Here is a 25,229-nt window from a genome sequence, read left to right as displayed (position 1 = left end):
GAAGCCCACTCATCCGTCCGATCCCGCTTCCCCGAGAGATCGTCGGCACTTGTGGCCCTCCAGCGGTCTAGACACTACACCTTGTGTCCATCGGATACACAGAACCCAGGATGTTGTGACTTACAAAGGTGATATTCCCAGGTCGCGACCCTCCCTCCACGGCGTTTCGGGCGTGTCCCGGCGTGTCGCCGCAGCGCGCACGAGAGAGACCTCGAGCACAGTGTGGCGGGTGCCACCGACAACTTCGCGAGGGCACCGCGAGAACACCCTCCCGACTGCCCTGTGCGGGGAAACCGGATGCGGGACGAGCGACCGTTTCCGCGCGCTCGTCCCGCATCCGATCCGGTGTGTCAGGGCAGTCCGGCCAGCAGGTCGTCGAGGTGGGCCGGCAGGTTCCGGACCCGCACTCCGGTCGCGTGCCACAGGGCGTTGACGACCGCCGCGGCGCTGCCCACGATCCCGATCTCACCGATCCCCCGCGACCCCATGGGTGTCGCATGCAGGTCCTCGTCATCGAGCCAATCCGCTTCGACCCGGCGGATGTCGGCGTGTGTCGGCACGTGGTATTCGGACAGATCGTGGTTGACGACGTGCCCGAAACGCGCGTCGCGGATGCTCTCCTCGAAGAGCGCCATCGAGATCCCGAAGGACATCCCGCCGATGACCTGCGAACGCGCGGTTCGCGGATTGATCACCCGTCCCACGGAGAACAGACCGAACATCCGGGGCACCCGGATCTCGCCGGTGTCGGCGTCGACGTGCACCTCGGCGAAGTGCACACCGAAGGACTGCGCGGTGTAGTGCTCGAGTTCGCGGTTCTCGGCTGCCGACGCGGACAGTTCGGCACCCACCGGCGGGTCGTCGCCGAAACGTTTGCCGAATTGCTCTGCGGCCGTGACGATCGCGGTTCCCCAGGACGAGGTGCCCGACGACCCGCCGGCCACCGTGCCGTTGGGCAGTGCGCTGTCGCCGATCTCGAGGTCCACGTCCTCCGGTCGGCATCCGAGTGCGTCGGCGGCGATGAGGGTCAGGGTCGTCCACGCACCCGTACCGAGGTCGGTGGCTCCGATGCGGACGGAGTAGCGCCCCTCCCCGAGGTGCCGGATCTGGGCTTCCGAGCCGGGATTGACCATGTGGGGATAGGTCGCGACCGCCATGCCGGTACCGATCAGGGTGTTGCCCTGCCGCCGGCGGCCGGGTTCGCGGTCGGACGGATCCCATCCGAATCGCTGCGCTCCTTCGCGGAGGCATTCGACGAGTCGGCGCGACGACCACGGCTTTCCCGTCTCCGGATCGGACTCGGGTTCGTTGCGGATGCGCAGTTCGATCGGGTCGATCCCGAGTTCGGCGGCGAGCTCGTCCATCGCGACCTCGCCGGCGAACATGCCCGGTGCTTCACCTGGCGCGCGCATCCAGAACGGCGCCGGCACGTCGAGGGTGATCGCGCGATGCGACGTACGGGCGTTGGCGACGTCGTAGAGATTGCGCAGCGACACCCCCGCCTGTTCGACGAATTCGGTGACCCGGGACGACTGGGCGAACGCCTCGTGCACGAGACCGGTGAGCTTGCCGTCACTGTCGGCCGCGAGCCGGATGTGCGAGGCGGTCGGAGCGCGGTACCCGACGTAACCGAACATGTCGGGCCGGGAGACCGCGAACTTGATCGCTTTCCCGGCCAGGGCCCGCGCCGCGAGTCCGCCGAGGACGTCGTGCGCGTGAGGACCGCCCTTGGAACCGAATCCCCCACCGATGTACGGACAGACCACCCGCATCCGGGCCGCGTCGAGACCGAAGACCGGCGCGAGGGTCTCGACGACACCGTGCGGATGTTGCGTCGAGGTGTACAGCGTCAGAGTGTATCCGTCGGTCTCACTGTTCGACGGCACGACGTCGTTCCGCCAGATCGCGACCACGGTGTGCGGTTCGAGTGGATTGTTGTGTTCCTCAGGGGTGGAGTACCACTGATCGATCACCGTCTCGGCGCGGGCGAACGCCGCGTCGACGTCGCCTCGCTCGGTGTCGGGTTCGTAGCCGCCGTTGACGGTCTCGGGTGTGTACGCGTCGGGATGGTCGGCGCGGAAGAGCGCGTCGTGCGGTTCCTCGCTGTACTCGACCTTCAGGAGCGAGCATGCCTCCCGGGCGATCTCGAAGCTCTCCGCGACGACCGCGCCGATGATCTGACCCCGGTACAGCACGTCGGGTGTCTGCAGGACGGAGTACTCGCCCTCGGCCTCTTCGGTGAGACGTGGGGCGTTCCAGGGAGTGAGGACCTTCAGCACCCCGGGCACCGCTTCTGCGGCGGCGGTGTCGATGCGGTCGACGCGTCCACGGGCGATGGTGGAGGTGAGCGGTACGAGGTAGGCGGGATCGTCGACCGGGTGCTCGTAGGCGTACGGTGCCGTCCCGGCGACCTTCGCCGGTCCGTCGATGCGCGCGGTGGAGCGTCCACCTGCTCGGATCGGCTCGGGGCTCATGCGGATCCACCTCGTTCCCGTCGTTCGTCGAGTTCGCGCAGGGTCGCCACCACGGTTCGCCGCAGCAGCGGAATCTTGTAGGCGTTGCCGTCGAGGGGACCCGCGTCGGCGAGTTCGGCCTCGGCCGCCGCAGCGAAGACCTCGTCGGAGGGTCGTTGCCCGAGGAGTGCTTCCTCCGCGCGGTGTGCCCGCCAGGGCCGGTGTGCGACCCCACCGAATGCGATGCGGCACCCGGTGATCGTCCCGTCCGCAACGGTCATCTCGGCCGCTACGGAGACCAACGCGAAGGCGTAGGACGCCCGGTCGCGCACCTTGCGATAGGTGGACAGCGAACTCTGCGCCGCGGGGATCTGCACGCCGACGATGAGGTCGTCGCGTTCGAGCACGGTGTCGCGCTCGGGTGTGTCGCCGGGGAGTCGGTAGAAGTCCTCTACCGCGATGGCGCGCTCGCCGTCCGGGCCGAGGACCAGGACTTCGGCGTCGAGCGCGAGCAGGGCGACCGCCATGTCGGACGGATGGGTGGCCACGCAGTGCTCCGAGGCGCCGAGGATCGCGTGGTAGCGGGTGTATCCGCCGATGGCGGAGCAGCCGCTGCCGGGTTCGCGCTTGTTGCAGGGGGTGCTCACGTCCCGGAAGTACGAGCACCGCGTGCGCTGGAGCAGGTTGCCGCCGGTGGTCGCGGTGTTCCGGAGCTGGGGTGAGGCACCGGCGAGCAGTGCGCGCGACAGCACCGGATAGTTGCGCCGCACGAAGGGATGCGCCGCGAGGTCGCTGTTGCGGACGTTGGCGCCCACCCGGATTCCCCCGTCGGCCGTCTCCTCCACGGCGTCGAGCGGAAGATGCGAGACGTCGACGAGGAGATCGGGGGTCGCGACGCCGAGTTTGAGGTGGTCGACCAGATTCGTGCCGCCCGCGAGGAAGACCGCACCCGGTGTCTCGTGCACGACGGCGACGGCGGCGGCGGGATCTGCCGGTCGCTCGTAGCGGAGGGGGCTCATCGCGTCTCCTCCGTATCGAGGCGGCTGTCGCCGACACCGATTCGGCTGTCGCCTGCACCGATTCGGCTGTCGCCGGTGGCGACGGTGCGGATCGCCGAGACGATGTTGGGATAGGCGGCGCAGCGGCACAGATTGCCGCTCATGCGTTCCCGGATCTCGTCGTCGTCGAGTTCGGGTGCCTGTTCGAGATCGGCCGTTACGTGACTCGGCGCCCCGTCGGCGAACTCGTCGAGCATGCCGACGGCCGAACAGATCTGGCCGGGGGTGCAGTAGCCGCACTGGAAGGCGTCGTCCTCGATGAACTGCGCCTGGAGCGGATGCATCTCCCCGTCGCCGAGTCCGGCGGCGGTGACGATCTCGGCGCCGTCGTGCGAGGCGGCGAGGGCCAGGCACGAGAGGGTGCGCCGGCCGTCGATCAGCACGGTGCACGCTCCGCACTGACCGAGATCGCATCCCTTCTTCGGGGACGTGATCCCGAGGCGGTCGCGCAGTGCGTCGAGCACGGTGGTGCGGACGTCGATCGGGACGCGACGCTCCACCCCGTCGACGTGGAGAACTATGTCGAGATCGGGTCGGTGGCCGGTATCGGTCCTCGTGTCCCCGCTTGTCATGGGCAACCTCCGAACAGTGGGCTGTGTTCGGGGCATTCCCGCTGCAGGCGTCATCGAACCGTCGAGATGCGACGAGCGACGAGGGGAGCGTCCGCGGCTCGGCCGGACCCTGCGGATACGCGGTGCCGGAGACCTCGCGGGTCTCCGGCACCGGGGGTGTCGGTCGGTCCGCCGGCCGCTCTCGGTGCCGGCGGTACCGGCAGGGACGACGGACGTCTCGATCAGGCGTCGGCGAGCACCTTGGTGGCGTCGGCCAGTGCGGCGACGACCGTTGCGACCTGCTGCGCGGTCTCGGCGTGCTCCTTGGCGTGCTCGCCGCCGAACTTGCCGAAGGTTTCGCCGACCGACAGCGAGCCGCCGTCGACGACCTTGCCGCCGGCGATTCCGACGACCTTGACCGCGTCCTCGAGCGCCCACTTCGCAGCGTTCTGGCTGGGCGACTGGCTGACGATGGCGACGGGCTTGCCGCTCAGTGCGCCGGCACCGTAGGGGCGCGACAGCCAGTCGACGGCGTTCTTGAGCACCGCGGAGACGGTGCCGTTGTACTCGGGCGTGACGATCAGCACGGCATCGACCTCGGCAGCGGCGTCGCGCAGAGCCACGGCAGCAGCGGGGGCAGCCTCGCCGTCGAGATCCTCGTTGTAGAAGGGAACGTCGGCGAGGCCCTCGTAGAGGGTCACCTCGACGTTCTCGGCAGCAACCGCCGCGGCGGTCTCGGCGAGCTGGCGGGAGACGGAGCCGTCACGCAGGCTGCCGACGAGGGCGAGAACTCGGGTCATGGGAACATCCTCGGGTCGAAGTGGTTGACTACGCAATTTTAAACGGACCGTGGTCCGCTTTATTCCCTGCCGCGCTAGAGTGTGACCTTGTGAACACTCGCCCCCTCCCGCACGCGGACGGTCGGGCGCTGTCTGCGGCGAACAGCCGGGCTCTCCCCCTGGCGGACGAACGACTCTCCGAACGGGGCGACGCAGCGCGCAATCGTTCCCGTCTGCTCGACGCCGCCGCCCTGCTCGTCGCCGAGCGCGGCGTCGATGCCGTGACGATGGACGCCGTCGCGGCGCGGGCCGGGGTCGGCAAGGGCACCGTCTTCCGAAGGTTCGGCTCCCGCGCCGGGCTCGTCCGGGCACTGCTCGACCACAGCGAGCGCGAGTTCCAGCAGGGCTTCCTGTTCGGCCCGCCACCGCTCGGCCCCGACGCCGAGGCCCTGGACCGGCTCATCGCCTTCGGTCGTGCACGCATCGAACTCGTCGAGGTGCAGGGCGAACTGCTCCGCGCGGCCGAATCCGCCACCGACTCCCACTACACCGCTCCCGCCCACCTGGTCTCGCTCGCCCACGTCGACGCACTGCTGCGTGCCGCCGGAGTCACCGGCGACACCCGATTGCTGGCGACCTCGCTGGTCGCGTCGCTCGAGGCCACCCTCGTGCTCCACCAGTGGCGCGAGCTGGGACATCCGCTCCGCCGACTCGCCGACAACTGGGCCGAACTCGCACACCGTGTCGTGACCGGTCGAGGTAGCCGCAAATCCGGGTCGAGCGCCGTACCGTAACGGCATGATTCGCACATTCCGGGTGCTCGCACTGGTCTCCCTGGCAGCGGTGGCCGCCGCGTGCAGCACCGATTCGGATTCGGCCGGCAACTCCGCAGACGACCTCACCGGTCGCACCTTCGTGTCGACGAACGTGACGGGCACCCAGATCCCCGGCGACGGACCGCTGGTGGTCGCGTTCCCGGAGGACGGACGCATCTCGGCGACTGCCGGCTGCAACCGCTTCGTCGGCGGCGTCGACCTCTCCGAGGGCAGAGTGAAGGCGCCGGACCTGGCGAGCACCGGGACCATGACCCGCGCGGCCTGCGCCGATCCCGAGCTCGCCGACATCGAGACGCACGTCCTGAACGTGCTCGCAGGTGAGACCACCTACATCGTCCAGGGCTCGTCGATGACCCTCACCGCGCCGAACGGCACCGACGGACTGGAGTTCACGGCCCGCTGATCCGTTCTCGGTACCGTGAGACCCATGCCGGGAGCAGTCCGCGTGGTCGTCGTCCTCGCACTGGGTGCGCTGCTGTCCGGGTGCGGAGTGTTCGGATCGTCGCCGTCCGACCCGATCGGCCGCCGTTACGTCTCGACCGAGGTCGAGGGGCAGTCGATCCCCGGCGGCGGCCCGCTCCAGTTGTCGTTCCCCGCCCGGGAGCGGGTCGCGGCGTCCGCCGGGTGCAACCGGTTCACCGGCACCGCCGACCTGTCCGGGGGCAGGATTCGCGCCGGGACGCTCGCGTCCACGAGGATGGCGTGTCCTCCCCCGCGCGACGGCGCCGACGACTGGGTACGGACGCTGTTCGCGGGCGCACCCCGGTGGGCTCTCGACGGGGAGGTGCTCACCCTGACCACCGGCGCGGTGACCGTCACCCTCACCGAACGTACGGACGGGCGCTGAGATCGTTCGTCATGGAATCGTTCAGTAACGCTCGACGAGCCAGCGGGCGAGTTCCTGCGCGCTGCGGTCGACCTGCTTCGGCCAGTCGAGCGCCGAATCGTCGGCCCGGTCGCTCACGTGCTTGACGAGCCGGCACCGCGCGCCCATGCGGCGGGCGGCATAGGCAACCGCGAAGCCCTCCATGTCGACGAGATCGGCGCGCGCGGACAGCGCGTCGCGGATCTGGGCGTCCGAGACGAACGAATCACCGGTGGCGAGCACGCTGCCGTCACCGTCGTCGATCTGCACGACGTCCTGCACGGGATGACCGAGGCTCTTCAGGATCTCGCTGCTGATGTCGTGGTTGATCGCGGCGGACGGCAGGAACAGTCCCGAGTGGTGGGTGTGCAATGCGCCGGCGGTGCCGATGTTCACGACGAGCGGCCGCGCGTCGGCCGGATTCCCCGCGAGCGCCGCGGTGACGGCCACCGCTGCGTCGACCTTCCCGATCCCGGTGATCACCGTCTCGTAGCGTTCCGGGACGTGCGCCGCCTCGGCGCGGGTTGCGGATACGACGAGGATCCCGTTCACGTACTGCCTCCGAGTTCGAGGGTCGCGAGTGCCGCCCGGTGCAGCTCCCGCCCGTACCCGGCACCGTATCCCGCGGCGTGCACCGCCAGTGGATGCAGCTGGTGCACGGGCACCCGATGCTCCCAGCCGGCGCGCAGCGGATGCGCCGACTCGTAACCGTCGACGACCCGGCCCAGGTGCGGGCAGCCGAAGAGCGCGAGCATCGCCAGATCCGTCTCGCGGTGGCCGCCGTGTGCGGCCGGGTCGATCAGGACGACGCCGCGCGGCGACCACAACACGTTGCCGTTCCACAGGTCTCCGTGCAGACGCGACGGCGGATCGTCGTCGTCGAAGGCTCCGGCCGCAACGAGATCGCAGGCGGCCTCGATGTCGCGGCACTGGCGGTCGGTGACGCTGCCCGCATCGACCGCGATGCGCAGGAAGGGCAGCACCCGCTCTGCGACGTAGAACGATCCCCAGGTGGCGTGCACGGTACGGCTCATGGGGCGGCGGCCGATGAACAATTGCCCGTCGTAGTGGTCGGGTGCCGCACCGAAACCTGCGGCCCCCGCGTCGTGCATCCGGGCGAGTACCGCACCGAACTCACGTGCGGTCCCGGCGGACGGGGATGCCTCGGCGATCCGATCGAGTTCGATGTGGTGTTCGCTCACCGACCGCACCGCCGCGACCGGCATACCGGCCTCGGCGAGCCAGGCCAGGCCGGCCGCCTCGGCCCGGAAGAAATCAGGATGGGCGTGCGGGTCGTGTTTGCGGAAGACGTCTCCGGTGCTCACCCCGCAGAGTCTGCCCGACCGCACACTTCGTCCCGCCCTCTTCGCCCACCCTCTTCTCCGTTGTATCGCAGCAGTAACACAGGAACGCTAGGGTCGTGAAGATGACGAACCTTCGCGATCGGATCATCGAAGAACTCGGGGTGAAACCCTCCATCGACCCGCGCGCCGAGATCGACGCTCGGGTGCAGTTTCTCGCCGACTACCTGCGCAGCACTCCCGCGAAGGGATTCGTGCTCGGCATCAGCGGCGGGCAGGACAGCACCCTCGCCGGCAAGCTCGCCCAGCTCGCCGCGGAGAAGCTCCGCGCCGAGGGCCACACGGCGGAGTTCGTCGCGGTCCGCCTGCCCTACGGCAAGCAGGCCGACGAGCACGACGCCCTCGTCGCATTGGAGTTCATCGGAGCCGATCGCACTCTCGGTGTGGATGTGAAGCCCGGCGCCGACGCGACGGCTTCGGAAGCGGCTCGCGCGCTGTACGGCACCGAGACGCGTCTGCGCGACTTCGTGCGCGGCAACATCAAGGCCCGCGAACGCATGATGATCCAGTACGCGATCGCCGGAGAACTCGGCTACCTCGTGGTCGGCACCGACCACGCCGCCGAAGCGGTGACCGGTTTCTACACCAAGTACGGCGACGGCGGCGTCGACATCACTCCCCTGGCCGGTCTGACGAAGCGGCAGGGTGCGGCGCTGCTGCGCGAACTCGAAGCACCCGAGAGCACCTGGATCAAGATCCCCACCGCCGATCTCGAGGACGACCGTCCCGCGCTGCCTGACGAGGAAGCGCTCGGCATGGCCTACAGCGAGATCGACGACTATCTCGAGGGCAAGGACGTCACCGACGACCTCGCCAAGCGCCTCGAAGCCAAGTTCCTCGACACGCGGCACAAGCGCGTGATGCCCGTGGGGCCCTTCGACACCTGGTGGCGTGAGGATTAACCACCCGCGAAGGGCGGCAGGACGTCCACTCGGGACCCGGCCGGCCGGCCGAGGTCCCGGGTGAGTTCGCCCGTGCCGCCGTCGCCGGGTTCGAGCAGGAAGGCCGCCACCGACAGGACCCGCTCCATATCGGCGCCGTAACGATCGACGAGGACGGCACGCAGCGTGCCGAGATCGGCGCCTTCCGGCAGGTCGATCGTGTCCTTCTCGCGTCCGGCCGCATCTGCTGCGGCCGCGAAGTACCGCACCTCGATCCCCGTCGTCACCTCAGCCACCGATAGCTCCCATGCTCCGCTGCGGCGGCGCGAAGTCCGCCGCGTCCATGCCGTGTCCGGCCCACTTGTTCCACATCGCCCCGCGCCACAGCGCGGCGAGTTCGTCGTCGGTGGCGCCGCCCCGCAGAGCGGCGCGCAGGTCGGTCTCCCGGTCGCTGAACAGGCAGGACCGGACCGTTCCCTCGGCCGTCAACCGCGTGCGGTCGCAGTCGCTGCAGAACGACCGCGTAACCGACGCGATGATCCCGACGGTCGCCGGTCCGCCGTCGACGAGCCAGCGTTCGGCCGGCGCGGACGGGTCCTCGCGTTCGGTCTCCGTGAGCGTGAACCGCTGCCCGAGCACGTCGAGCAATTGCTGGGCCGGCACCATCTGCGAGCGCGCCCAGTTCTGATCGGCGTCGAGAGGCATCTGCTCGATGAACCGCAGTTCCACGCCCTCGTCCAGGCACCACGCGAGCAGATCGGCCGCACCTTCGAGGGTTTCCGGCATCAGGACAGCGTTGATTTTGACCCGACCCAGTCCGGCGGCCACCGCGGCGCGGATACCGTCGAGCACCGAATCGAGCCGATCGCGGCGCGTGAGCCGCGCGAAGTGCTCGCGGTCGATGGTGTCGAGGGAGATGTTCACGCGGGTCAGTCCGGCGTCCGCCAGCGCCCGCGCACGGTGCCGGAGACCGACCGCATTGGTGGTCAGCGCGATCGGCAGCCCCGGCGTCTGCTGCGCGCATCCGGCGACGATCTCCTCGAGATCGCGGCGCATGAGCGGTTCCCCACCGGTGAAGCGCACCTCGTGGACACCGAGTCGACCGGTCGCGATGCCCACCAGACGCACGATCTCGGCGCTCGCGAGCAGCTGGTCGCGCGGAATCTCGGGAAGGCCCTCGGCCGGCATGCAGTAGGTGCAGCGCAACGAGCACTTCTCGGTGAGGGACACGCGCAGGTCGCGGGCGATGCGACCGAAGCGATCGAGAAGCTCGGGCACGTCGGGCCGATCGGACGCGTCGTCTGCGCGATCGCGCACGACCGGGATGCCCATGTCCACCGCTGTCATACGACCATCGCTTTCATACAGCCCAGTATGCCCACAACCGCCGATCGTGACATCGCATCCGGACAGACGGGGCACACGCGGCGCGTCGTGGGCGGCGAGGCACGGCCCTCGTGTGCCTAGGATGGCGGCATGACGAGCGGCAGGCGGTCCGTGGAGGAACACGAACAGCACGTGGCGGCGTTGCTCGACCCGTTGCGGAAGAAGAGCCCGTTGCGTGTGCCGCTCGCGCACGCGCTGCACCGCACCCTCACGGAGGACGTCGAGTCGCCGCTGGACCTGCCACCCTTCCGCAACTCCCAGATGGACGGCTACGCCGTCCGCGCCGGCGATCTCGCGTCGACCCCCGCCGACCTGCCCGTCCAGGGCGTGCTGGCCGCGGGCGACACCGTCGCGGCACTCGAACCGGGGCACGCGCTGAAGATCATGACGGGCGCTCCCGTCCCGGACGGCGCCGACGCCGTCGTCCCGGTCGAGGACACCCGTGCGACCACCCCCGACTCGGACGGCGCCGGCAGCGTGACCGTCGAGCGCAGCGTCACGCCCGGAGCCTACGTGCGTGAGGCGGGAACCGACGTCTGCAAGGGCGATCTGCTGCTTCCCGCGGGCACGGTCCTCGCCGCCCGACACATCGCCGCGCTCGCCGCCGTCGGCCTCACCTCGATCCCCGTCCGTGCACGGCCGCGGGTCGCGATCATCTCGACCGGCAGCGAACTCGTCACGGCCGGGAGCGAACTCGGGCCGGGCCAGATCTTCAACTCGAACGGACCGGCGCTGGCTGCGAGCGCGTCGGCCAACGGTGCCGACGTCGTGACCATCGACCACTGCCACGACGATCCGGAGGAGTTCGTGACGATGCTCGAACATGCCGTGGGCGTCGCCGACGTCGTGTTCACCTCCGGCGGAGTGTCGAAGGGCGACTTCGAGGTCGTGAAGGACACGCTCGCGCCGCGGGGCGGGCAGTTCGTCTCGGTGGCGATGCAGCCGGGCGGTCCTCAGGGCACCGCCGTGGTCGACGGCGTGCCGATCCTGACCTTCCCCGGCAATCCTGTCAGCGCGCTCGTCTCGTTCGAGGTGTTCGCGCGACCCGCATTGCGGGCCGCCGCCGGCTATCCGCCCGTCGTGTGCGAGAGCTTGCCGCTCACCGAGGATCTCACGTCGATCCCGGGACGCCGGCAGTTCCTGCGCGGGCGACTCGACGAGAAGGGGGTGACCCCCTTCCGCGGGCACGGGTCGCATCTCGTCGCCGGACTCGCCGCCGCCGACGTGCTCCTCGACATCCCCGCCGACACCACCTCCCTCGAAGCCGGAGACCTCGTGAAAGTACGGATCCTGTGACCGACCTCAGCCACCTGGACGACCAGGGACGCGCCCGCATGGTGGACGTCTCCTCGAAGACCGACACCACACGGATCGCCGTGGCGGCAGGCGAACTCGTCACCACTCCCGAGGTGGTCGCGCTCGTCCGCGCCGACGACATGCCCAAGGCCGACGTCCTGGCCACGGCCCGCATCGCCGGCATCGCGGCGGCGAAACGCACCTGGGAGCTCATCCCCCTGTGCCACCAGCTGGCGCTGTCGTCGGTGAAGGTGATGTTCGACTTCACCGACACCTCGATCACGATCGAGGCCACCGCGAAGACCAAGGGCCCGACCGGAGTCGAGATGGAGGCGCTCACCGCGGTCGCCGTCGCCGGCCTGACCCTGCACGACATGGTCAAGGCCGTGGATCCGGCCGCCGTTCTCGACGGCGTGCGGCTGATCTCCAAGGAGGGCGGCAAGCGCGGCCACTGGACCCGTGACGACGCACCCGGCCGGGACGGGACCCCCGGGGCCGGCGAACAGCCCGTGGAGAAGACCGGACGCTCCGCCGCCGTGGTCGTCGCGTCGACCGGTGTCGCCGCGGGCACCCGCGAGGACCGCACCGGACCGCTCATCCGGTCGTGGCTCGAGGACAAGGGATTCGCGGTCCGCGGTCCCCTCGTCCACGCGGACGCCGACATCGCAGCCGGTCTCGCCGACGCGGTCCGTCCGGGCCCTGCCCTGGTCGTGACGACCGGCGGAACCGGGGCGTCGCCGACCGACGCGACCCCCGAAGCGACTCTCGCCCTGCTCGATCGTGAACTGCCCGGCATCGCGGAGTCGATCCGGCAGCGCGGACTCGAGGCCACCCCGCACGCCGTGCTCTCGCGCGGCGTCGCCGGTCTCGTCGGCCACACGGTCGTCGTGAACCTGCCCGGCTCGCCCGGCGGGGTGAAGGACGGTCTCGCCGCCCTCGACCCGATCCTCGACCATCTGTTGGCACAAGTCGCAGGAGGCGGCGCTCATGAGTGAACTACTGGCCCGGATCTCCTCGGAACCGCTCGATCCCGCAGCGGTGGACGCCGCGGTGGCAGGCGCCGAACACGGTGCGGTGGTGCTCTTCACCGGTGTCGTCCGCAATCACGACGGTGGACAGTCGGTGACCGCGCTGCAGTACCAGGCACATCCGGATGCCGAAGCGTTCCTGCGGCGGTGCTGCGAGGACGTCGCGGCGAAGTCCGGGCTCCCGGTCGCGGCGGTGCACCGAGTGGGCGATCTCACCATCGGCGATCTCGCGCTGGTCGCGGCGGTCGCCGCCCCACACCGCGCAGAAGCCTTCGCCACCTGCGCCGAACTGGTCGAACGCATCAAGGCCGAAGTGCCGATCTGGAAGCGTCAGCACTTCACCGAGGGTGCCTCGGAGTGGGTGGGTCTGTAGTCACATCAGGGACTGACGCACCCCGTGCGGTAGGGTGACATGGTTCGGGCGTCACGACGACGCCCACCGTCGTGGGATACCGGCGGCCCGGGATCGTGCCCGGCCCGCATGCACAGATGCAGTACGCACAGATGCACCGGCCTTCCTTGCGGCGATCGCACAGCACCACGGGCACACGGTCCGTCGAGTGCACACACGCCGCATCGAAAGGCAGCGCTGTTCCATGACCACATCTTTCTCCGATCTCGGGGTGCCCCGCCCGCTCGTCGCCACGCTGAACGACGCCGGGATCACCAGCCCCTTCCCCATCCAGGTGGACACCCTCCCCGACACCCTCGCCGGTCGTGACGTGCTCGGACGCGGACGCACGGGTAGCGGTAAGACCCTGGCCTTCTCGATCCCGCTCGCCGCTCGCCTCGCCGGCAGGAGCACCCGGGCGGCAGGCCGTCCGCGTGGCCTGATCCTGGCTCCCACCCGCGAACTGGCGACCCAGATCGCCGCGGCCATCGAACCGCTCGCGCATTCGTCGGGTCTGAAGGTCACCACGATCTTCGGCGGCGTGTCGCAGAAGCGCCAGGTCGAGGCCCTCCGTCGCGGCGTCGACATCGTCATCGCCTGCCCGGGCCGCCTCGAGGACCTCATGCGCCAGAAGTTCGTGGCGCTCGACGACATCGAGGTCACAGTGCTCGACGAGGCCGATCACATGGCAGACCTCGGCTTCCTGCCCGGCGTCACCCGCATCCTGACGGCGACACCGAAAGACGGTCAGCGCCTGCTGTTCTCGGCCACCCTGGACAACGGCGTCGACAAGCTCGTCAAGCGGTTCCTGAAGAACCCGGTCATGCACTCGGTCGACGAGGCCACCTCCCCCGTCGCCGCGATGACCCACCACGTCTTCGACGTCGCGGGCATGGATACGAAGAAGGACCTCGTCCGCACCCTCGCATCGGGAACCGGTCGCCGAATCCTGTTCATGCGCACCAAGCATCAGGCCCGCAAGCTCGCCAAGCAACTCACCGACTCCGGCATCCCAGCGGTGGACTTGCACGGCAACCTCTCCCAGAACGCCCGCGACCGCAATCTCGCCGCGTTCTCGTCGGGTGAGGCGCGGGTGCTCGTGGCGACGGACGTCGCCGCACGTGGTGTCCACGTCGACGACGTCGAACTCGTCGTGCACGTCGATCCCCCGGCCGAGCACAAGGCGTACCTGCACCGCTCCGGTCGCACGGCCCGCGCCGGCAGCACCGGCGACGTCGTCACCGTCGTCCTACCCGACCAGCGCAGGGATCTCGCGGCCATCATGCGCAAGGCCGCCATCGACGTCACCCCCATCAAGGTGACGGCGGATTCCGAGCACGTGCTGAAGCTCGTCGGCGAGATCGCGCCGTACGTCGCGCCGGCACCGAAGCAGGCTTCCGCGCCGTCGCGTCCACAGCGCAACGGCGGCAGCCGCCGTTCGTCGGCTCCCCGCCAGGGCTCCGGTTCGGGTCAGCGTTCCTCGTCGAGCGGACAGCGTTCCGCCGGTGGTCAGCGCTCCTCGGGTGGGCAGCGCGCGGCCGGCGGTCAGCGTTCGGCCGGTCAGGGCGCCGCAGCTGCCACCGGTGGCCGTCGTCGTCCCCAGCGCCGTACCTCCGCCGCTCGCTGAGCCGAAGGGCCTGCCTTCCGCCTCAGCGGGATGAATCGGCCTTCCGCCTCAGCGGGGCGTGAATCGGTGTATCGCGTACATCGCGTCCGCGGACACCGGTTCGGTCGGCACACAGCGGCGTAGTCGCTCGCGTACGTCGTCGGAGTCGAGATCGGCCCCGATGACGACGAGCTGCGTCCCGTCGGGCACGTCGTCGCCGCGACCCGCCGGTTCGAACCTGATGTGGTCGCCGACGGTGTGCAACAGATAGGTGCCGGTGTCCAGTCCGGCAGCGACTCGCACGTATCCCTTGATACGGAACACCCCTGCGGGCTGGTTCTCGAGGAAATCGACCAGCACGCGGGGGTGCAGTGCATCTGCTGACTCGAAGGTGATCGCGTCGTAGCCGTCGTGCAGATGGGTGTGCTCGTGGTCGTCCTGCTCGTAGAGCAACCGGTCGAGGGTGAGCTGCTCCCCCGGCTGCGGACCCGGCCGCTCCGGGATGTCGAACAGCAACGCCGGGTCGATGCGACCGTGATCGGTCGAGACGACCGCGGCGCGGGAGTTGAGCCGGCACAGGCGCGTCAGCAGATCGTCGTGGGCCTCACCGTCGATCCGGTCGGTCTTGTTGATCAGCACCAGATCGGCGAGCGCCACGTGCTGTTCGAGCTCGGGATGCTGCTCGGCGGTCGCGTCGAACTCCACCGCGTCGACGACCAGCACGAGGCCACCGTAGGAGACGTATTCATTCTCCGAACCGGCGACGAGCAGGATCATGTTGCGGGGCTCGGCGAGTCCACTCGCCTCGACGACGATCACGTCGAGATCGGACGAGCGGTGGGCGAGCTTGTCGAGCATCGCGTCCATGTCACTGACATCGACTGCGCAGCACAGACATCCGTTGCTCAGCGAGACCATCGAGTCGACCTGCCCCGCCACCATCATCGAATCGATGTTGACGGAACCGAAATCGTTGACGATCACACCGATCCGCGCACCGCGGGTGTTGCGCAGCAGGTGGTTGAGCAGCGTCGTCTTCCCCGCGCCGAGAAATCCGGCCACCACGATCACCGGGATCTGCTTCTTCGCCATGGTGGTGAGACTAGCCGTGCGCTCGTACGCGGTTCCGACGGCAACCGCCGCCGGAACCGCGCACCGGCAGCATCAGCTGCCGCGCTTGATCCACTCCTCGAGGTGCGGCGACTCGGTGCCGATCGTGGTGCCGTCGCCATGACCGGTGTGCACCTTCGTCTCCGCGGGCAGGACGAACAGCTTGTCGCGGATCGACCCGATAATGGTCGGGAAGTCCGAGAACGAGCGGCCCGTCGCGCCCGGTCCGCCGGAGAACAGGGTGTCGCCGGTGAACAGCTCACCCGCTTCCGGCAGGTACAGGCAGGTCGAACCCGGCGAGTGACCCGGCGTGGCGATCGCCTGGATGTCGGTTCCGGCCACCCGGATCCGCTCCCCGTCCTCGAGCGTGCCGTGCGCGACACCCGGGTGGGTCATCTCCCACAGCACGTCGTCGGCCGGGTTGAGCAGGATCGGCGCGTCGAGCTTCTCGGACAGCTCCGGCGCCACGGTGATGTGGTCGTTGTGTGCGTGCGTGCACACGATCGCCACGACCTTCCGTCCACCGACGGCGTCGATGATCGGCTGCGCGGTGTGCGCGGCGTCGATCACCACGACCTCGGAGTCGTCGCCGACGAGCCAGATGTTGTTGTCGACCTCCCATTCGCCGCCGTCGAGCGCGAAGGTGCCCGACGTGACGACCCGGTCGACGCGGATCGGCGAGGTGCTCACAGGACCACCACCGAACGCAGGACCTCACCGCGGTGCATCGTCTCGAACGCCTTCTCGACGTCGTCGATGCCGATGCGCTCGGTGACGAACTTCTCGAGCGGCAGGCGTCCCTGCTGGTACAGGTCGACGTAGGTCGGGAAGTCGCGCTCGGGCAAGCAGTCGCCGTACCACGAGCTCTTGAGCGAGCCGCCGTGCGAGAAGAAGTCGATCAGCGGCATCTCGAGGGTCATATCCGGGGTGGGTACACCGACGAGGACGACGGTGCCGGCGAGGTCGCGGGCGTAGAAGGCCTGCTTGTAGGTCTCCGGCCTGCCCACCGCGTCGATGACGACGTCCGCACCGAAACCGCCCGTCAGCTCCTTGATCGCCTCGACCGCGTCGACCCCGCTGGAGTTGACGGTGTGGGTGGCACCGAGGTCGGTGGCCCACTCGAGCTTCTTGTCGTCGCGGTCGACGGCGATGATCGTGACGGCACCTGCCAGGCGCGCACCCATGATCGCGGCGTCGCCGACACCGCCGCAGCCGATGACGGCGACGGACTGGCCGCGGGTGACTCCGCCCGTGTTGACGGCGGCACCGAGACCGGCCATGACACCGCAGCCGAGCAGGCCGACGACGGCCGGATCGGCGCTCGGGTCGACCTTGGTGCACTGACCGGCGTGGACGAGGGTCTTGTCGGCGAACGCGCCGATGCCCAGCGCCGGAGTGAGTTCGGTGCCGTCCTCGAGTGTCATCTTCTGGGTGGCGTTGAAGGTGTCGAAGCAGTACTGCGGCTGACCGCGCTTGCATGCGCGACACTGGCCGCACACCGCGCGCCAGTTCAGGACGACGAAGTCGCCCACGGCGACCGAGTCGACGCCCTCACCGACGGATTCGACGACACCGGCGGCCTCGTGGCCGAGCAGGAACGGGAACTCGTCGTTGATGCCGCCCTCGCGGTAGTGCAGATCGGTGTGGCACACGCCGCACGCGGCGATCGCGACGACGACCTCACCGGGGCCGGGATCGGGGATCACGATGGGCACGACCTCGACAGGCGCTCCCTTCGAGCGAGCGACGACTCCGCGGACTGTTTGCGACATGCTGTCTCCGTTTCGTGATGCGACCGGCAGTATCCGGTGTTTCCGACTTCCGGTGATTCCGACCCTAGCCACTCCCGCGGCGCTCTGCTCCTGATCGTTCGGCGGGCCCGACCCAGCCGAACGGCCAGTCGCTGAGCGGCGAACTCGAATTGTCCGATTGGCGCATTTCCCTTGGATTTCGCGGCTCGGTGTTCGCGCCTGCATTTCTCCGTCGCCACCTCGGTAAACCCGTGTCGATGTAACGCTGCGAGCGACCTTCACGAAATCCGTTACGACCCGCCGCACTTCGGCGGGCCGGCAATTCCTCGGTCAGAAACGGATTGGTAGAGGCCCATGGCACTTCGAAAGTCGCTGTCGCGTCGGCGGATTCTCGCCGGCGTCTTCGCCCCCACCGCGCTCGGAGTCGTGGCAGCGGCCGCGATCGTGCTTCCGCAACAGGACACCCCCACCGTTGCCGACCCGTACCTCGCCGGCCTGGCGAAGACCACCGAATGTCACGACATGGTCAGCCTGGGTATCGGCGGTCGCGGTGACATCCCTCGCGACGAGTCGAAGATGCTCGTCGACGAGAACGGCAACCGCCTTCCCGCCGCCCAGCAGGGCGCCTACCGCAGCCATTGGGTCGAGCCGGTCATCAGCGCACCGCTCGAGAACCACGAGGCCGGCGACGGCTACGCGGCCATCTACATCGAGTACCCGGCCGACCTCGCCAGCTACGAGAACGCCGTGAACAAGGGCGCCGAGAACACCATCGAGGTCATGAAGGCCATCCGGCGGTCCTGCCCCGACACCCAGTTCGCCATCGTCGGGTTCAGCGAGGGCGCCGACGTCGCGCGCCGCGCCGCGATGCAGATCGGTGCGCAGGAGCAGAGCGAGGACGGTTCCTGGGAGATCATCGATCCCGACGCCGTCAGCGGCGTGGTCATCCTCTCCGACGCGGGCCGCGAGGCCGGAGAAGGCTTCTTCCCCGGCGCGGAAAACGGCACGAACCCCGACGGCTTCGATCGCCCCTACCAGCCGGGCAGCGACGCCGTTTCCGGACGCGGTGTCCTCCCCGACACGAACGGTGGTTTCGGTCATCTCGCCGGCAAGGTCGCCTCGTTCTGCTCCGAGGGCGACTTCACGTGCTCGGCACCCGAGAACATCGCGCTCATCGAACTGCTCGCGAACGTGGGTCGTCAGGTCAACGGCGACGCCCTCGAGCGTGAGGGACTGACCCCCGCGACCGGCGCCGACCTGGCCCAGGTCGTCGGCCGGGTCGCGCTGCTCGCCCTCGCCGACATCTCGGCGAATCCGGACTGGATGCGGTCGGACGAGACCTTCCTCGAGGTGCTGATCAAGGTCTCCGACCCGAGCTACGATCCCGCCGCCCGCCCCACCACGCCTGTGGCTGCCGACGCCGACTCCGGCGCCACCCGTGAGGACGGTGCCGAGGCGCCGATCCCCGCGGAGCGTCTGTCGAACCTCGCGTACCTGCCGGAGAAGATCGTCAAGGAGGTCGTCGGGTTCATCCGGAGCAACCAGAACACCCTCGCGGTGGTGCTTGCCGACCCGTACGACCAGACCTTCGGCTACGACCGTGAGAACGACGACCACTACGGGCACCACTTCGACTACTGGGACGACGACATCGACGGCAAGGGCACGTCCACCGTCGAGTACGCCGCCGCCTGGCTCGAGCACCTGGCCCGCCAGGCCAAGGAGGGCAACGCGGTCGATGCGAACAAGGTCGACAAGGCCGCGGTGCTGATGATCGCCGAGGAGACGGCGAAGGCCGAGACCGCCGAGGCGTCCACCACGCCGGAGACCTCGCCGTCCTCGACTGTGACCGACGATGCGACGGTCGCCGACAGCAGCGTGCCCACCCCCGTCGACGCTGTCCCGGCTCCCGCAGGCGACCCCGCTGCACCGGTGGCCCCGCCTGCACCCGAAGCGGGCGTGACGACAGCCACGCCCACCCCGATGACCACCACGGCTCCGGTCTCCACCCCGTCGGAGACCACGACTCCGGCCACGGGCGAGACCACCACGGGCGCCGGGTCGACCACCTCCTCCGGAACGCCCACGACGACCGTCGCCCCGACGACCACGTCGCCGGCACCGGCTGCCTGACCGTCCTCGACGGGCCACCCGCCGACCGAGAACTCGGCGTCAGCCCGCGGCGCGGACCCCGGCCTCTGCACCGAGAGCCGCGGCCTCACCGCGAGTGCTGACGCCGAGTTTTCGTAGTACGCCGGCCACGTGGAACTTCACCGTCGACTCGCTCACGCCGAGACGTTCGGCGATGACGCGGTTGCGCCGTCCGGCCACGAGATGTTCGAGGACCTCGATCTCCCGGGGCGCGAGCGCGGCGAGCGCATCGAGAGCGGGTCCGTCCGTCGCAGCGATCGGCAGGTCGAGCGGGAAGCTCACCGCGATCCGTGTGCCCCAGCCGGGGGTCGACTCGGAATCGATTCCACCGCCGAGGGTTTCGACGCGGTCGCGGAGCTGGCGCCCGAGTTCGACGACGTCGATCTCGCCGCTGCCGTCGTCACGCACGTCCACCAGCAGGGTCGAGTCGTCGCAGGTCCACGCGACGCGCACCCGCGTCACGTCGGTCTGACCGGACATCGCCAGCACGGCGCCCCGGGCGATCGCGCGGGCCGCGTGCGCGACCTCGCCGGGCAGTCCCCGTCCACCCACCGGCGGAGCGACCATCTGCAGTTCGAGCGGGCGGTGCCGCACCAGATCGCGCAGTTCACCGTGGAGTCGCGCGAACGCGGTGGTCAGTGCCTCCTCCGCGAGTTCGCGGTGCAGGTCCACCGCCGATCGCAGGCCGATCAGGGCCTCGGTCGCCGTCTCCCGCGCCGTGGTCCGGGCACGGGTGTCGTCGAGATCCTTCGACCGCAGGGTCGCGAGGATCGTCTCGAGGGTCACGGCATGGGATTCGGTGAGCTCGGCGACGGTTCGGGCCCGCTCCGCGGAGGCGGCCCGCGATTCCGCGAGATATGCCGGGCTGGCGGTGTGCACCTGCAACCGGATGCCGGTCGCGACCACGCCGAACGCCGCCCGCACGAGAACGAGGGCCGCGGAGGTGGCCCGGGCCCCGCGAGGCACGAACACCAGGAGCGTGTCGGTGCTGTCGAGGATCGCGCACACCTCACGATCGCGACCAGCGAGACGGAAGCTGCCGCGGCGGATCTCCCCCGCGGCGAGGTCGTTCCGCACCCGATCCAGCTCGGCGATGGTCACCCGGTCGACGATCGACGGGTCGCCGGCCACCTTCCGCGGCCGGCCGGTGCATTCCCTCGTGAAGATCACCAGGGCACTGTGCGGAGCGAGGTCGTCGACATAGGTGGAGAATCGCTGCGCGATCTCCGCGAGCGGACCGGTGAGGACGTCGCGCAGCTCGGCGATCAGGACCTCAGGGCGACGGGCAGCGGGACTCACATGCCCACGATATCGGCGTCCACCGGCGCCTTCCCGGAGGAGCCCCGGCCCCTGCCGACGCGCGCATCGCGTACTGCGCCACTTCGGCCCCTCGGACCCCGGCCGGCGGTAACATTCCGATCACTGGGGCGACATCGATTCCTCGTCCGTGGGAGGTGCTACGAACAGTGGCGGACCCCCGCGCGACGACGGGCACCGCGACCGCGATCGACGGTCGCGACGGGTTCCCCGCGACCGTGCCGGGTCTGCTGCTCGACCGGGTGTCCCGCTCCCCCGACTCCGTCGCCTACCTGTGCCCGGACGGTGAACGGTGGCGTCCTTCGACGTGGACGGACGTACGCCGCGAGGTCTTCGACCTCGCGGCGGGACTGATCGGTCGGGGTGTGGGAGCCGGATCGCGGGTCGCGATCTGCGCGACGACCTGTTATCGGACCGTCGTCGCCGACCTCGCGATCGCGTGCGCGGGCGGCGTCACCGTCCCGATCTACCCGGCGACCCGCGACGACGAGGTGCGGTCGCAGATCCGGCGTGCGCACACCGTCCTCACCGTCGCCGACCGGCCGGTCGCCGCCACCGACGTCCTGGGCATCGACGGACTCGACAAGCTCGCCGACGAAGGGCGCCGTCTGCTGCGCACCGACCCCGACGTCGTGGAGCGACGGATCGCGGCGTTGTCCCCGGACGACGAGGCCGCGCTGATATACACGGCGTGCGAGGACGGCCGCACCAAGGGCGCGTGCCTGACCCACCGGGGCACGACCTACGGCGCCCGTGCCGTCGCGCAGACCGGGATGATCTCGTCGTCCGACCGTCAGTTGCTGTGGTTGCCGCTCGCGCACGTCTTCGGCCGGTCGTTGCTGCTCATGGCCATGCACACAGGTGTGAGCACCGCCGTCGACGGTCGCGCCGACCGCGTCACCGCGAATCTGCGCACGGTCCGGCCGACCTTCCTGGGATCGGTCCCGCACGTGCTCGAGAAGATCGCCCGGCTGGAACGGGACGAGCTCGGGGGTCGGCTCCGCTTCGTCGTCTCCGGATCGGCGCGATTGTCCGAAGACGTCGCCCGGCGGTTCGAGCAGCTCGGTGTACCGGTGCTCGAGTGTTACGGGATCACGGAGACCTCCGGACCGTCGTGCGCGAACCTGCTCGGCGCGCACCGCCCCGGCACGGTCGGCCGACCACTGCGCGGCACGGAGGTCCGGATCGCCGACACCGGCGAACTCCTCATTCGGAGTCCCGGAGTGATGACCGGTTACCACGACGATCCCGCGGAGAGTGCCGCCGCGCTCGACGCCGACGGCTGGTTCCACACGGGCGATCTCGCCGAGATCGACGCCGACGGATTCGTCGTCGTGACAGGGCACCGCAAGGACACCTTCAAGACCAGCACCGGAAAGTACGTCGGCCCCACCGCGCTCGCCGACCGCTGGCGCCGGATGTGTCCGGGCAGCGAACTCGTCGTGGCCGGGGAGCTGCGCTCGTACTGCGTCGGTCTCGTGTTCACCACCGCGCCGGAACCGGTCGTCGCGGCCGCGCTGGAACAGCTCGACGCCCGATCGGATCCGTGGGAACGCATCCGCCGTTTCGTCACGGTGAGCGAGCCGCTGGAGACCGACGATCTCGACCCGGCCGGGCGTCCGATCCGGGATCGCGTGCTCGCCCGGTACGCCAGTCTCGTCGACGAGATGTACGCGAACGGTCGTCGCGCGGGCCAGGACGGGTCGCGGCAGACGGATGCCCTCTGAAGTAAGGTTCGCCTAAACGCAGGTCACCGCGCGGGCGGAGAGACCGGTCGTTCCGCCGTCCACGATCCCCTGCCGAGGAGAACGCACCCATGGCCCGTAGTCTTCGCCCCCTCGAGGTCTTCCCGATCACCACGCGGTACCTGAAGGTGCTCCGCGTGACGGACGTGAGCCCCGGGATGCGGCGGGTGACCCTCGGGGGCGAACAGTTGCGGGCGCACGTCGCGCCGAACGGATTCCCGGTGGAGGCGTTCCGGTCCGACGGTGTGGACGACGAGTTCAAGCTGATGTTCAAGCATCCCGAACTCGACGAGGCCCTCGGCCCCACCCAGGCCGACGGCGTGGTGAACTGGCCGCGCGATCCGAAGCTGCTCATGCGCACCTACACCGTCCGGCGCTGGGATCCGGTCGCCGGCGAGATCGACGTGGACTTCGTGCGCCACGGCGTGGGTCCCGCGTCGAGCTGGTCGTACCGCGCGGAACCCGGTGAGACCATCCAGATCGCCGGACCGAAGTCGTCGGCCGGACACCCGCAGGGCGTGGACTGGACGCTCGTGGCAGGCGACGAGACGGCGCTGCCGGCCATCGGGCGCTGGCTCGAGAACTGGCCGGAGGGTGCACGCGGCCGGATCTTCGTCGAGATCGCCGACGACTCGAATCGGCAGGATCTTCCCGTTCCCGCCGGTGTGGAGCTGACCTGGCTGAGCCGCGACGGCGCCGAGCCGGGCACGACCACCCTGTTGTTCGATGCCCTCCGGGCCGCCGAGTGGTGGGACGGCACGGTCTTCGCGTGGGTGGCCGGTGAGGCCCTCACGCTCACCTCGATCCGGCGGTGGCTGCGCAATGAGAAGGGCCTGCCGAAGGAACAGGTGGAGGTCACCGGCTACTGGCGTCGTCAGGAAGTCGCGGTGTCGGAGGCCGACGCCTCCCTGCCCGATTTCGAGACGACCGAGGACGAACGCGACCGTTTCGACGAATTGACCGAGATCGCACCGGGTTTCGCGCTGCGGGTCGCAGCGACCATCGGACTGGCGACGGCCTTCGACGCGTCGCCGCGCACCCTCGACGAACTCGTGGCCAAGACAGGGACCGACCGCACCGGTCTGGGCAAACTTCTCCGTTACCTCGTCGCCGTGGGGGTGGCCGAGGATCTGGGCGAGGGCCGGTTCCGGCTCACCGGCGTCGGCCGTGAACTCGAGGACGACCACCACCTCGAGGAACTGCGACTCGACGGTGTGCACGCGCAGCGGGAACTGGCGGGCATGCTCGCACTGCTCGCTGCCGTCCGCACGGGTCGCGGGGACGACGCACATCGGTTCGGCAAGAGCTTCGCGCAGCGCGTCACAGACGACACCGCTCTCCTGACGGATCGGTACGAGCAGGAAGCCGAAATGGCCGTCTACTTCGCCAGTGCCCTCGCGGCGAAGGTGCCCTCCGATGTCTCGACGATCGCGGTCTCCGGTGAGGCCGCCGGTTCCTACGCCCACGCCCTCGTCACGGCGAATCCGTCGGTACGGGCGACCGTGGTGGCCGCGCCGTCGGAGATCGAGGTCCTGCGTCGCGTCCACGGCGAGCACGAGCGCGTCGCCTATACGCCGGGCAGCATGCTCGAAACCCGCCCCGAACCGGTCGACGCGGTGCTGCTGACCGGGCGGTTGAACGAACTGCCCGATGCCGACGCCGTGCACGTGCTGCAGCAGGCGGCGGCGGGACTGAATCCGGACGGCCGGGTCCTCGTCTTCGGCACTGTGCTCGACGACATCGCCGGTGAGCACGACTACGAGGACGATCTCATCGACTTCGCACTCAGCGGCGGCGGTGGTCGTACGCACGAGGACCACCTGGCACTGTTCGAGGCAGCCGGCCTCGCGGAACCCGAGCGCACGACGGTGGGTTGGGGCATGACGCTGTACACGTCCACCGGCTCGGCGGGCTGAGATCGTGAGAATGCAGCGGCCTCGCGACGCGCGGGGCCGCTGCAGAACGACGAGAAGAGCTGCTGCGAGGAAGTCTCCCGCGAGGAATGTCTTCCGAACGGTGGACCTAGCGGGAGGCTTGTCGAAACTTGCCCCAGCGCTGGCACGGATGGTCGCGAGCCACAGGGCCATTCGAAGCGTGCGTGTCCACCAGGCGCACCGAGGCGGAGCCTTCCTCAGCCGTCTCGACCGGATGAGGTTCGTCAGGTTCCGGAAGTTCAGGGCCGAGCCGCGGAGGCGCTCCAGGCACCCGTTGACGGTCCCGGTCGGGCCGTTGCACGTGCCGGTCCGGTCGAAGAACGCGAGGATGTCTCGTGGGCGAGACGCCGCGTGTCCGTCCCGCGCGAGAGCGCCCGGCTACCGCATCCCCGGCACCACGGGTCCGGCTCGGCGACGCGGCACTCGATCACCGCGCGATCCGGCTCGAGCAGCTGACCGACGGCCACAAGACCGAGCTCGTCGAGGTGTCAGAAGACGGTCAGGTCGGGGGGCGCGAAGGTAGCGTGGTGCACGTCGAGGTCTTCCGGCGGATGGTCAGTGTGAGAACTTCCATCATCGGAAGGCCTCGACTTTCATCCGGCGACCGACGCGCTCAGCCACCCACCCCCTCAACTGCGACACTCCTATTGACTTGCTGTCAAGCGGCGGTCGTTTGGCGTCGAGGCTGCAGCGTCTGGACGATGAGTGGATAGAGCTGCCGAACGAGATA

At 69.5% G+C, this 25,229-nt stretch carries 23 protein-coding genes and 1 pseudogene; 11 read left to right on the top strand and 13 right to left on the bottom strand.

All coding sequences use genetic code 11. The features are described from left to right. Nucleotides 1-350: 350 nt before the first annotated feature. The 4 genes from ACQR3U_RS08160 to ACQR3U_RS08145 all read right to left on the bottom strand — a co-directional run bounded on the left by ACQR3U_RS08160 (nt 351) and on the right by ACQR3U_RS08145 (nt 4,862). The gene (locus tag ACQR3U_RS08160) at nt 351-2,474 is read right to left on the bottom strand and encodes a xanthine dehydrogenase family protein molybdopterin-binding subunit (protein WP_230810303.1); all 2,124 of its coding nucleotides are present in this window, start codon (nt 2,472-2,474) and stop codon (nt 351-353) included. Further along, nucleotides 2,471-3,472, bottom strand: a complete 1,002-nt coding sequence (locus ACQR3U_RS08155; protein ID WP_230810302.1) for an FAD binding domain-containing protein — start codon at nt 3,470-3,472, stop codon at nt 2,471-2,473. Before ACQR3U_RS08155 ends, ACQR3U_RS08160 begins: the two co-directional genes overlap by 4 nt. Continuing rightward, the gene (locus ACQR3U_RS08150; RefSeq protein WP_051121499.1) at nt 3,469-4,083 is read right to left on the bottom strand and encodes a 2Fe-2S iron-sulfur cluster-binding protein; all 615 of its coding nucleotides are present in this window, start codon (nt 4,081-4,083) and stop codon (nt 3,469-3,471) included. Before ACQR3U_RS08150 ends, ACQR3U_RS08155 begins: the two co-directional genes overlap by 4 nt. A 221-nt stretch (nt 4,084-4,304) precedes the next feature. Next, nucleotides 4,305-4,862, bottom strand: coding sequence for an NAD(P)H-dependent oxidoreductase (locus ACQR3U_RS08145; protein ID WP_019288426.1), 558 nt, complete (start codon nt 4,860-4,862; stop codon nt 4,305-4,307). A 128-nt stretch (nt 4,863-4,990) separates the two neighbouring features. Here ACQR3U_RS08145 and ACQR3U_RS08140 point away from each other — a divergent pair, with 128 nt between their 5' ends. From ACQR3U_RS08140 to ACQR3U_RS08130, 3 genes are read left to right on the top strand one after another with little or no spacing between them, the layout of a single operon-like run. Continuing rightward, nucleotides 4,991-5,635 carry a TetR/AcrR family transcriptional regulator gene (locus ACQR3U_RS08140; protein ID WP_024101427.1) on the top strand — a complete coding sequence of 215 codons (645 nt, stop codon included), beginning with the start codon at nt 4,991-4,993 and terminating at the stop codon, nt 5,633-5,635. A 4-nt stretch (nt 5,636-5,639) separates the two neighbouring features. Continuing rightward, complete coding sequence (locus ACQR3U_RS08135; protein ID WP_230810301.1) at nt 5,640-6,080, top strand: META domain-containing protein; 441 nt, start codon at nt 5,640-5,642, stop codon at nt 6,078-6,080. A gap of 24 nt (nt 6,081-6,104) precedes the next feature. Beyond that, nucleotides 6,105-6,524: an META domain-containing protein gene (locus ACQR3U_RS08130; RefSeq protein ID WP_230810300.1), complete on the top strand. Its 420-nt coding sequence runs from the start codon at nt 6,105-6,107 to the stop codon at nt 6,522-6,524. Between the two features lie 21 nt (nt 6,525-6,545). Here ACQR3U_RS08130 and ACQR3U_RS08125 read toward each other — a convergent pair whose 3' ends face one another. Continuing rightward, on the bottom strand, nt 6,546-7,094 hold the full coding sequence (locus tag ACQR3U_RS08125; protein ID WP_230810299.1) for a nucleosidase: 549 nt from the start codon (nt 7,092-7,094) through the stop codon (nt 6,546-6,548). Next, nucleotides 7,091-7,891: a fructosamine kinase family protein gene (locus ACQR3U_RS08120; protein ID WP_230810298.1), complete on the bottom strand. Its 801-nt coding sequence runs from the start codon at nt 7,889-7,891 to the stop codon at nt 7,091-7,093. Before ACQR3U_RS08120 ends, ACQR3U_RS08125 begins: the two co-directional genes overlap by 4 nt. 77 nt (nt 7,892-7,968) lie before the next feature. On the opposite strand from ACQR3U_RS08120, the gene nadE reads away from it, so the two are divergent. Beyond that, entirely contained in the window at nt 7,969-8,805 is an 837-nt protein-coding gene (gene nadE / locus ACQR3U_RS08115) for an ammonia-dependent NAD(+) synthetase (RefSeq protein ID WP_006550380.1), read from the top strand. On the opposite strand, the gene ACQR3U_RS08110 is transcribed toward nadE, so the two are convergent. Together ACQR3U_RS08110 and moaA are read right to left on the bottom strand one after the other, a co-directional pair. After that, nucleotides 8,802-9,080, bottom strand: coding sequence for a MoaD/ThiS family protein (locus ACQR3U_RS08110; RefSeq protein WP_006550379.1), 279 nt, complete (start codon nt 9,078-9,080; stop codon nt 8,802-8,804). The genes nadE and ACQR3U_RS08110 overlap by 4 nt on opposite strands. Then, nucleotides 9,073-10,131 (bottom strand): GTP 3',8-cyclase MoaA, encoded by a 1,059-nt coding sequence (gene moaA, locus ACQR3U_RS08105; protein ID WP_039586034.1) that lies wholly within the window; start codon nt 10,129-10,131, stop codon nt 9,073-9,075. The genes ACQR3U_RS08110 and moaA overlap by 8 nt, the downstream gene beginning before the upstream one ends. 129 nt (nt 10,132-10,260) lie before the next feature. On the opposite strand from moaA, the gene ACQR3U_RS08100 reads away from it, so the two are divergent. From ACQR3U_RS08100 to ACQR3U_RS08085, 4 genes are all read left to right on the top strand, one after another. Further along, entirely contained in the window at nt 10,261-11,466 is a 1,206-nt protein-coding gene (locus ACQR3U_RS08100; protein WP_039957738.1) for a molybdopterin molybdotransferase MoeA, read from the top strand. Further along, a complete protein-coding gene (gene moaCB / locus ACQR3U_RS08095; protein ID WP_024101436.1) occupies nt 11,463-12,461 on the top strand; it encodes a bifunctional molybdenum cofactor biosynthesis protein MoaC/MoaB in 999 nt (332 codons plus the stop codon). Before ACQR3U_RS08100 ends, moaCB begins: the two co-directional genes overlap by 4 nt. Next, the gene (locus ACQR3U_RS08090; RefSeq protein WP_006550376.1) at nt 12,454-12,867 is read left to right on the top strand and encodes a molybdenum cofactor biosynthesis protein MoaE; all 414 of its coding nucleotides are present in this window, start codon (nt 12,454-12,456) and stop codon (nt 12,865-12,867) included. Before moaCB ends, ACQR3U_RS08090 begins: the two co-directional genes overlap by 8 nt. Nucleotides 12,868-13,090: 223 nt before the next feature. Then, entirely contained in the window at nt 13,091-14,512 is a 1,422-nt protein-coding gene (locus tag ACQR3U_RS08085; RefSeq protein WP_230810297.1) for a DEAD/DEAH box helicase, read from the top strand. Nucleotides 14,513-14,560: 48 nt separating this feature from the next. Here the strand turns inward: ACQR3U_RS08085 and ACQR3U_RS08080 are convergent, their stop codons facing one another. The 3 genes from ACQR3U_RS08080 to ACQR3U_RS08070 form a co-directional block, all read right to left on the bottom strand. Next, nucleotides 14,561-15,583, bottom strand: coding sequence for a CobW family GTP-binding protein (locus tag ACQR3U_RS08080; RefSeq protein ID WP_230810296.1), 1,023 nt, complete (start codon nt 15,581-15,583; stop codon nt 14,561-14,563). Nucleotides 15,584-15,655: 72 nt separating this feature from the next. Continuing rightward, complete coding sequence (locus ACQR3U_RS08075) at nt 15,656-16,291, bottom strand: MBL fold metallo-hydrolase (RefSeq protein WP_006550373.1); 636 nt, start codon at nt 16,289-16,291, stop codon at nt 15,656-15,658. Then, nucleotides 16,288-17,373 carry an S-(hydroxymethyl)mycothiol dehydrogenase gene (locus tag ACQR3U_RS08070; protein WP_006550372.1) on the bottom strand — a complete coding sequence of 362 codons (1,086 nt, stop codon included), beginning with the start codon at nt 17,371-17,373 and terminating at the stop codon, nt 16,288-16,290. Before ACQR3U_RS08070 ends, ACQR3U_RS08075 begins: the two co-directional genes overlap by 4 nt. Before the next feature lie 333 nt (nt 17,374-17,706). Here ACQR3U_RS08070 and ACQR3U_RS08065 point away from each other — a divergent pair, with 333 nt between their 5' ends. Further along, complete coding sequence (locus ACQR3U_RS08065; RefSeq protein WP_064061571.1) at nt 17,707-19,485, top strand: cutinase family protein; 1,779 nt, start codon at nt 17,707-17,709, stop codon at nt 19,483-19,485. A gap of 39 nt (nt 19,486-19,524) precedes the next feature. On the opposite strand, the gene ACQR3U_RS08060 is transcribed toward ACQR3U_RS08065, so the two are convergent. Further along, a complete protein-coding gene (locus tag ACQR3U_RS08060; protein ID WP_230810295.1) occupies nt 19,525-20,802 on the bottom strand; it encodes a LuxR C-terminal-related transcriptional regulator in 1,278 nt (425 codons plus the stop codon). A gap of 167 nt (nt 20,803-20,969) precedes the next feature. Here ACQR3U_RS08060 and ACQR3U_RS08055 point away from each other — a divergent pair, with 167 nt between their 5' ends. Together ACQR3U_RS08055 and ACQR3U_RS08050 are read left to right on the top strand one after the other, a co-directional pair. Then, the gene (locus tag ACQR3U_RS08055; RefSeq protein WP_230810294.1) at nt 20,970-22,547 is read left to right on the top strand and encodes an AMP-dependent synthetase/ligase; all 1,578 of its coding nucleotides are present in this window, start codon (nt 20,970-20,972) and stop codon (nt 22,545-22,547) included. 89 nt (nt 22,548-22,636) lie between these two features. Next, nucleotides 22,637-24,481: a siderophore-interacting protein gene (locus tag ACQR3U_RS08050; protein ID WP_230810293.1), complete on the top strand. Its 1,845-nt coding sequence runs from the start codon at nt 22,637-22,639 to the stop codon at nt 24,479-24,481. 350 nt (nt 24,482-24,831) lie between these two features. Here ACQR3U_RS08050 and ACQR3U_RS08045 read toward each other — a convergent pair. Then, nucleotides 24,832-25,032 (bottom strand): annotated as a pseudogene (locus tag ACQR3U_RS08045) (ISL3 family transposase); the annotation flags it as partial. Nucleotides 25,033-25,229: the final 197 nt, after the last annotated feature.

This window comes from Rhodococcus sp. IEGM1339, from assembly GCF_050321925.1.
In the GTDB taxonomy this organism is placed as follows: domain Bacteria; phylum Actinomycetota; class Actinomycetes; order Mycobacteriales; family Mycobacteriaceae; genus Rhodococcus; species Rhodococcus pyridinivorans.
The sequence above is the reverse complement of the archived record's forward strand: the minus strand, read 5'-3'. Positions and strand labels throughout refer to the sequence as shown.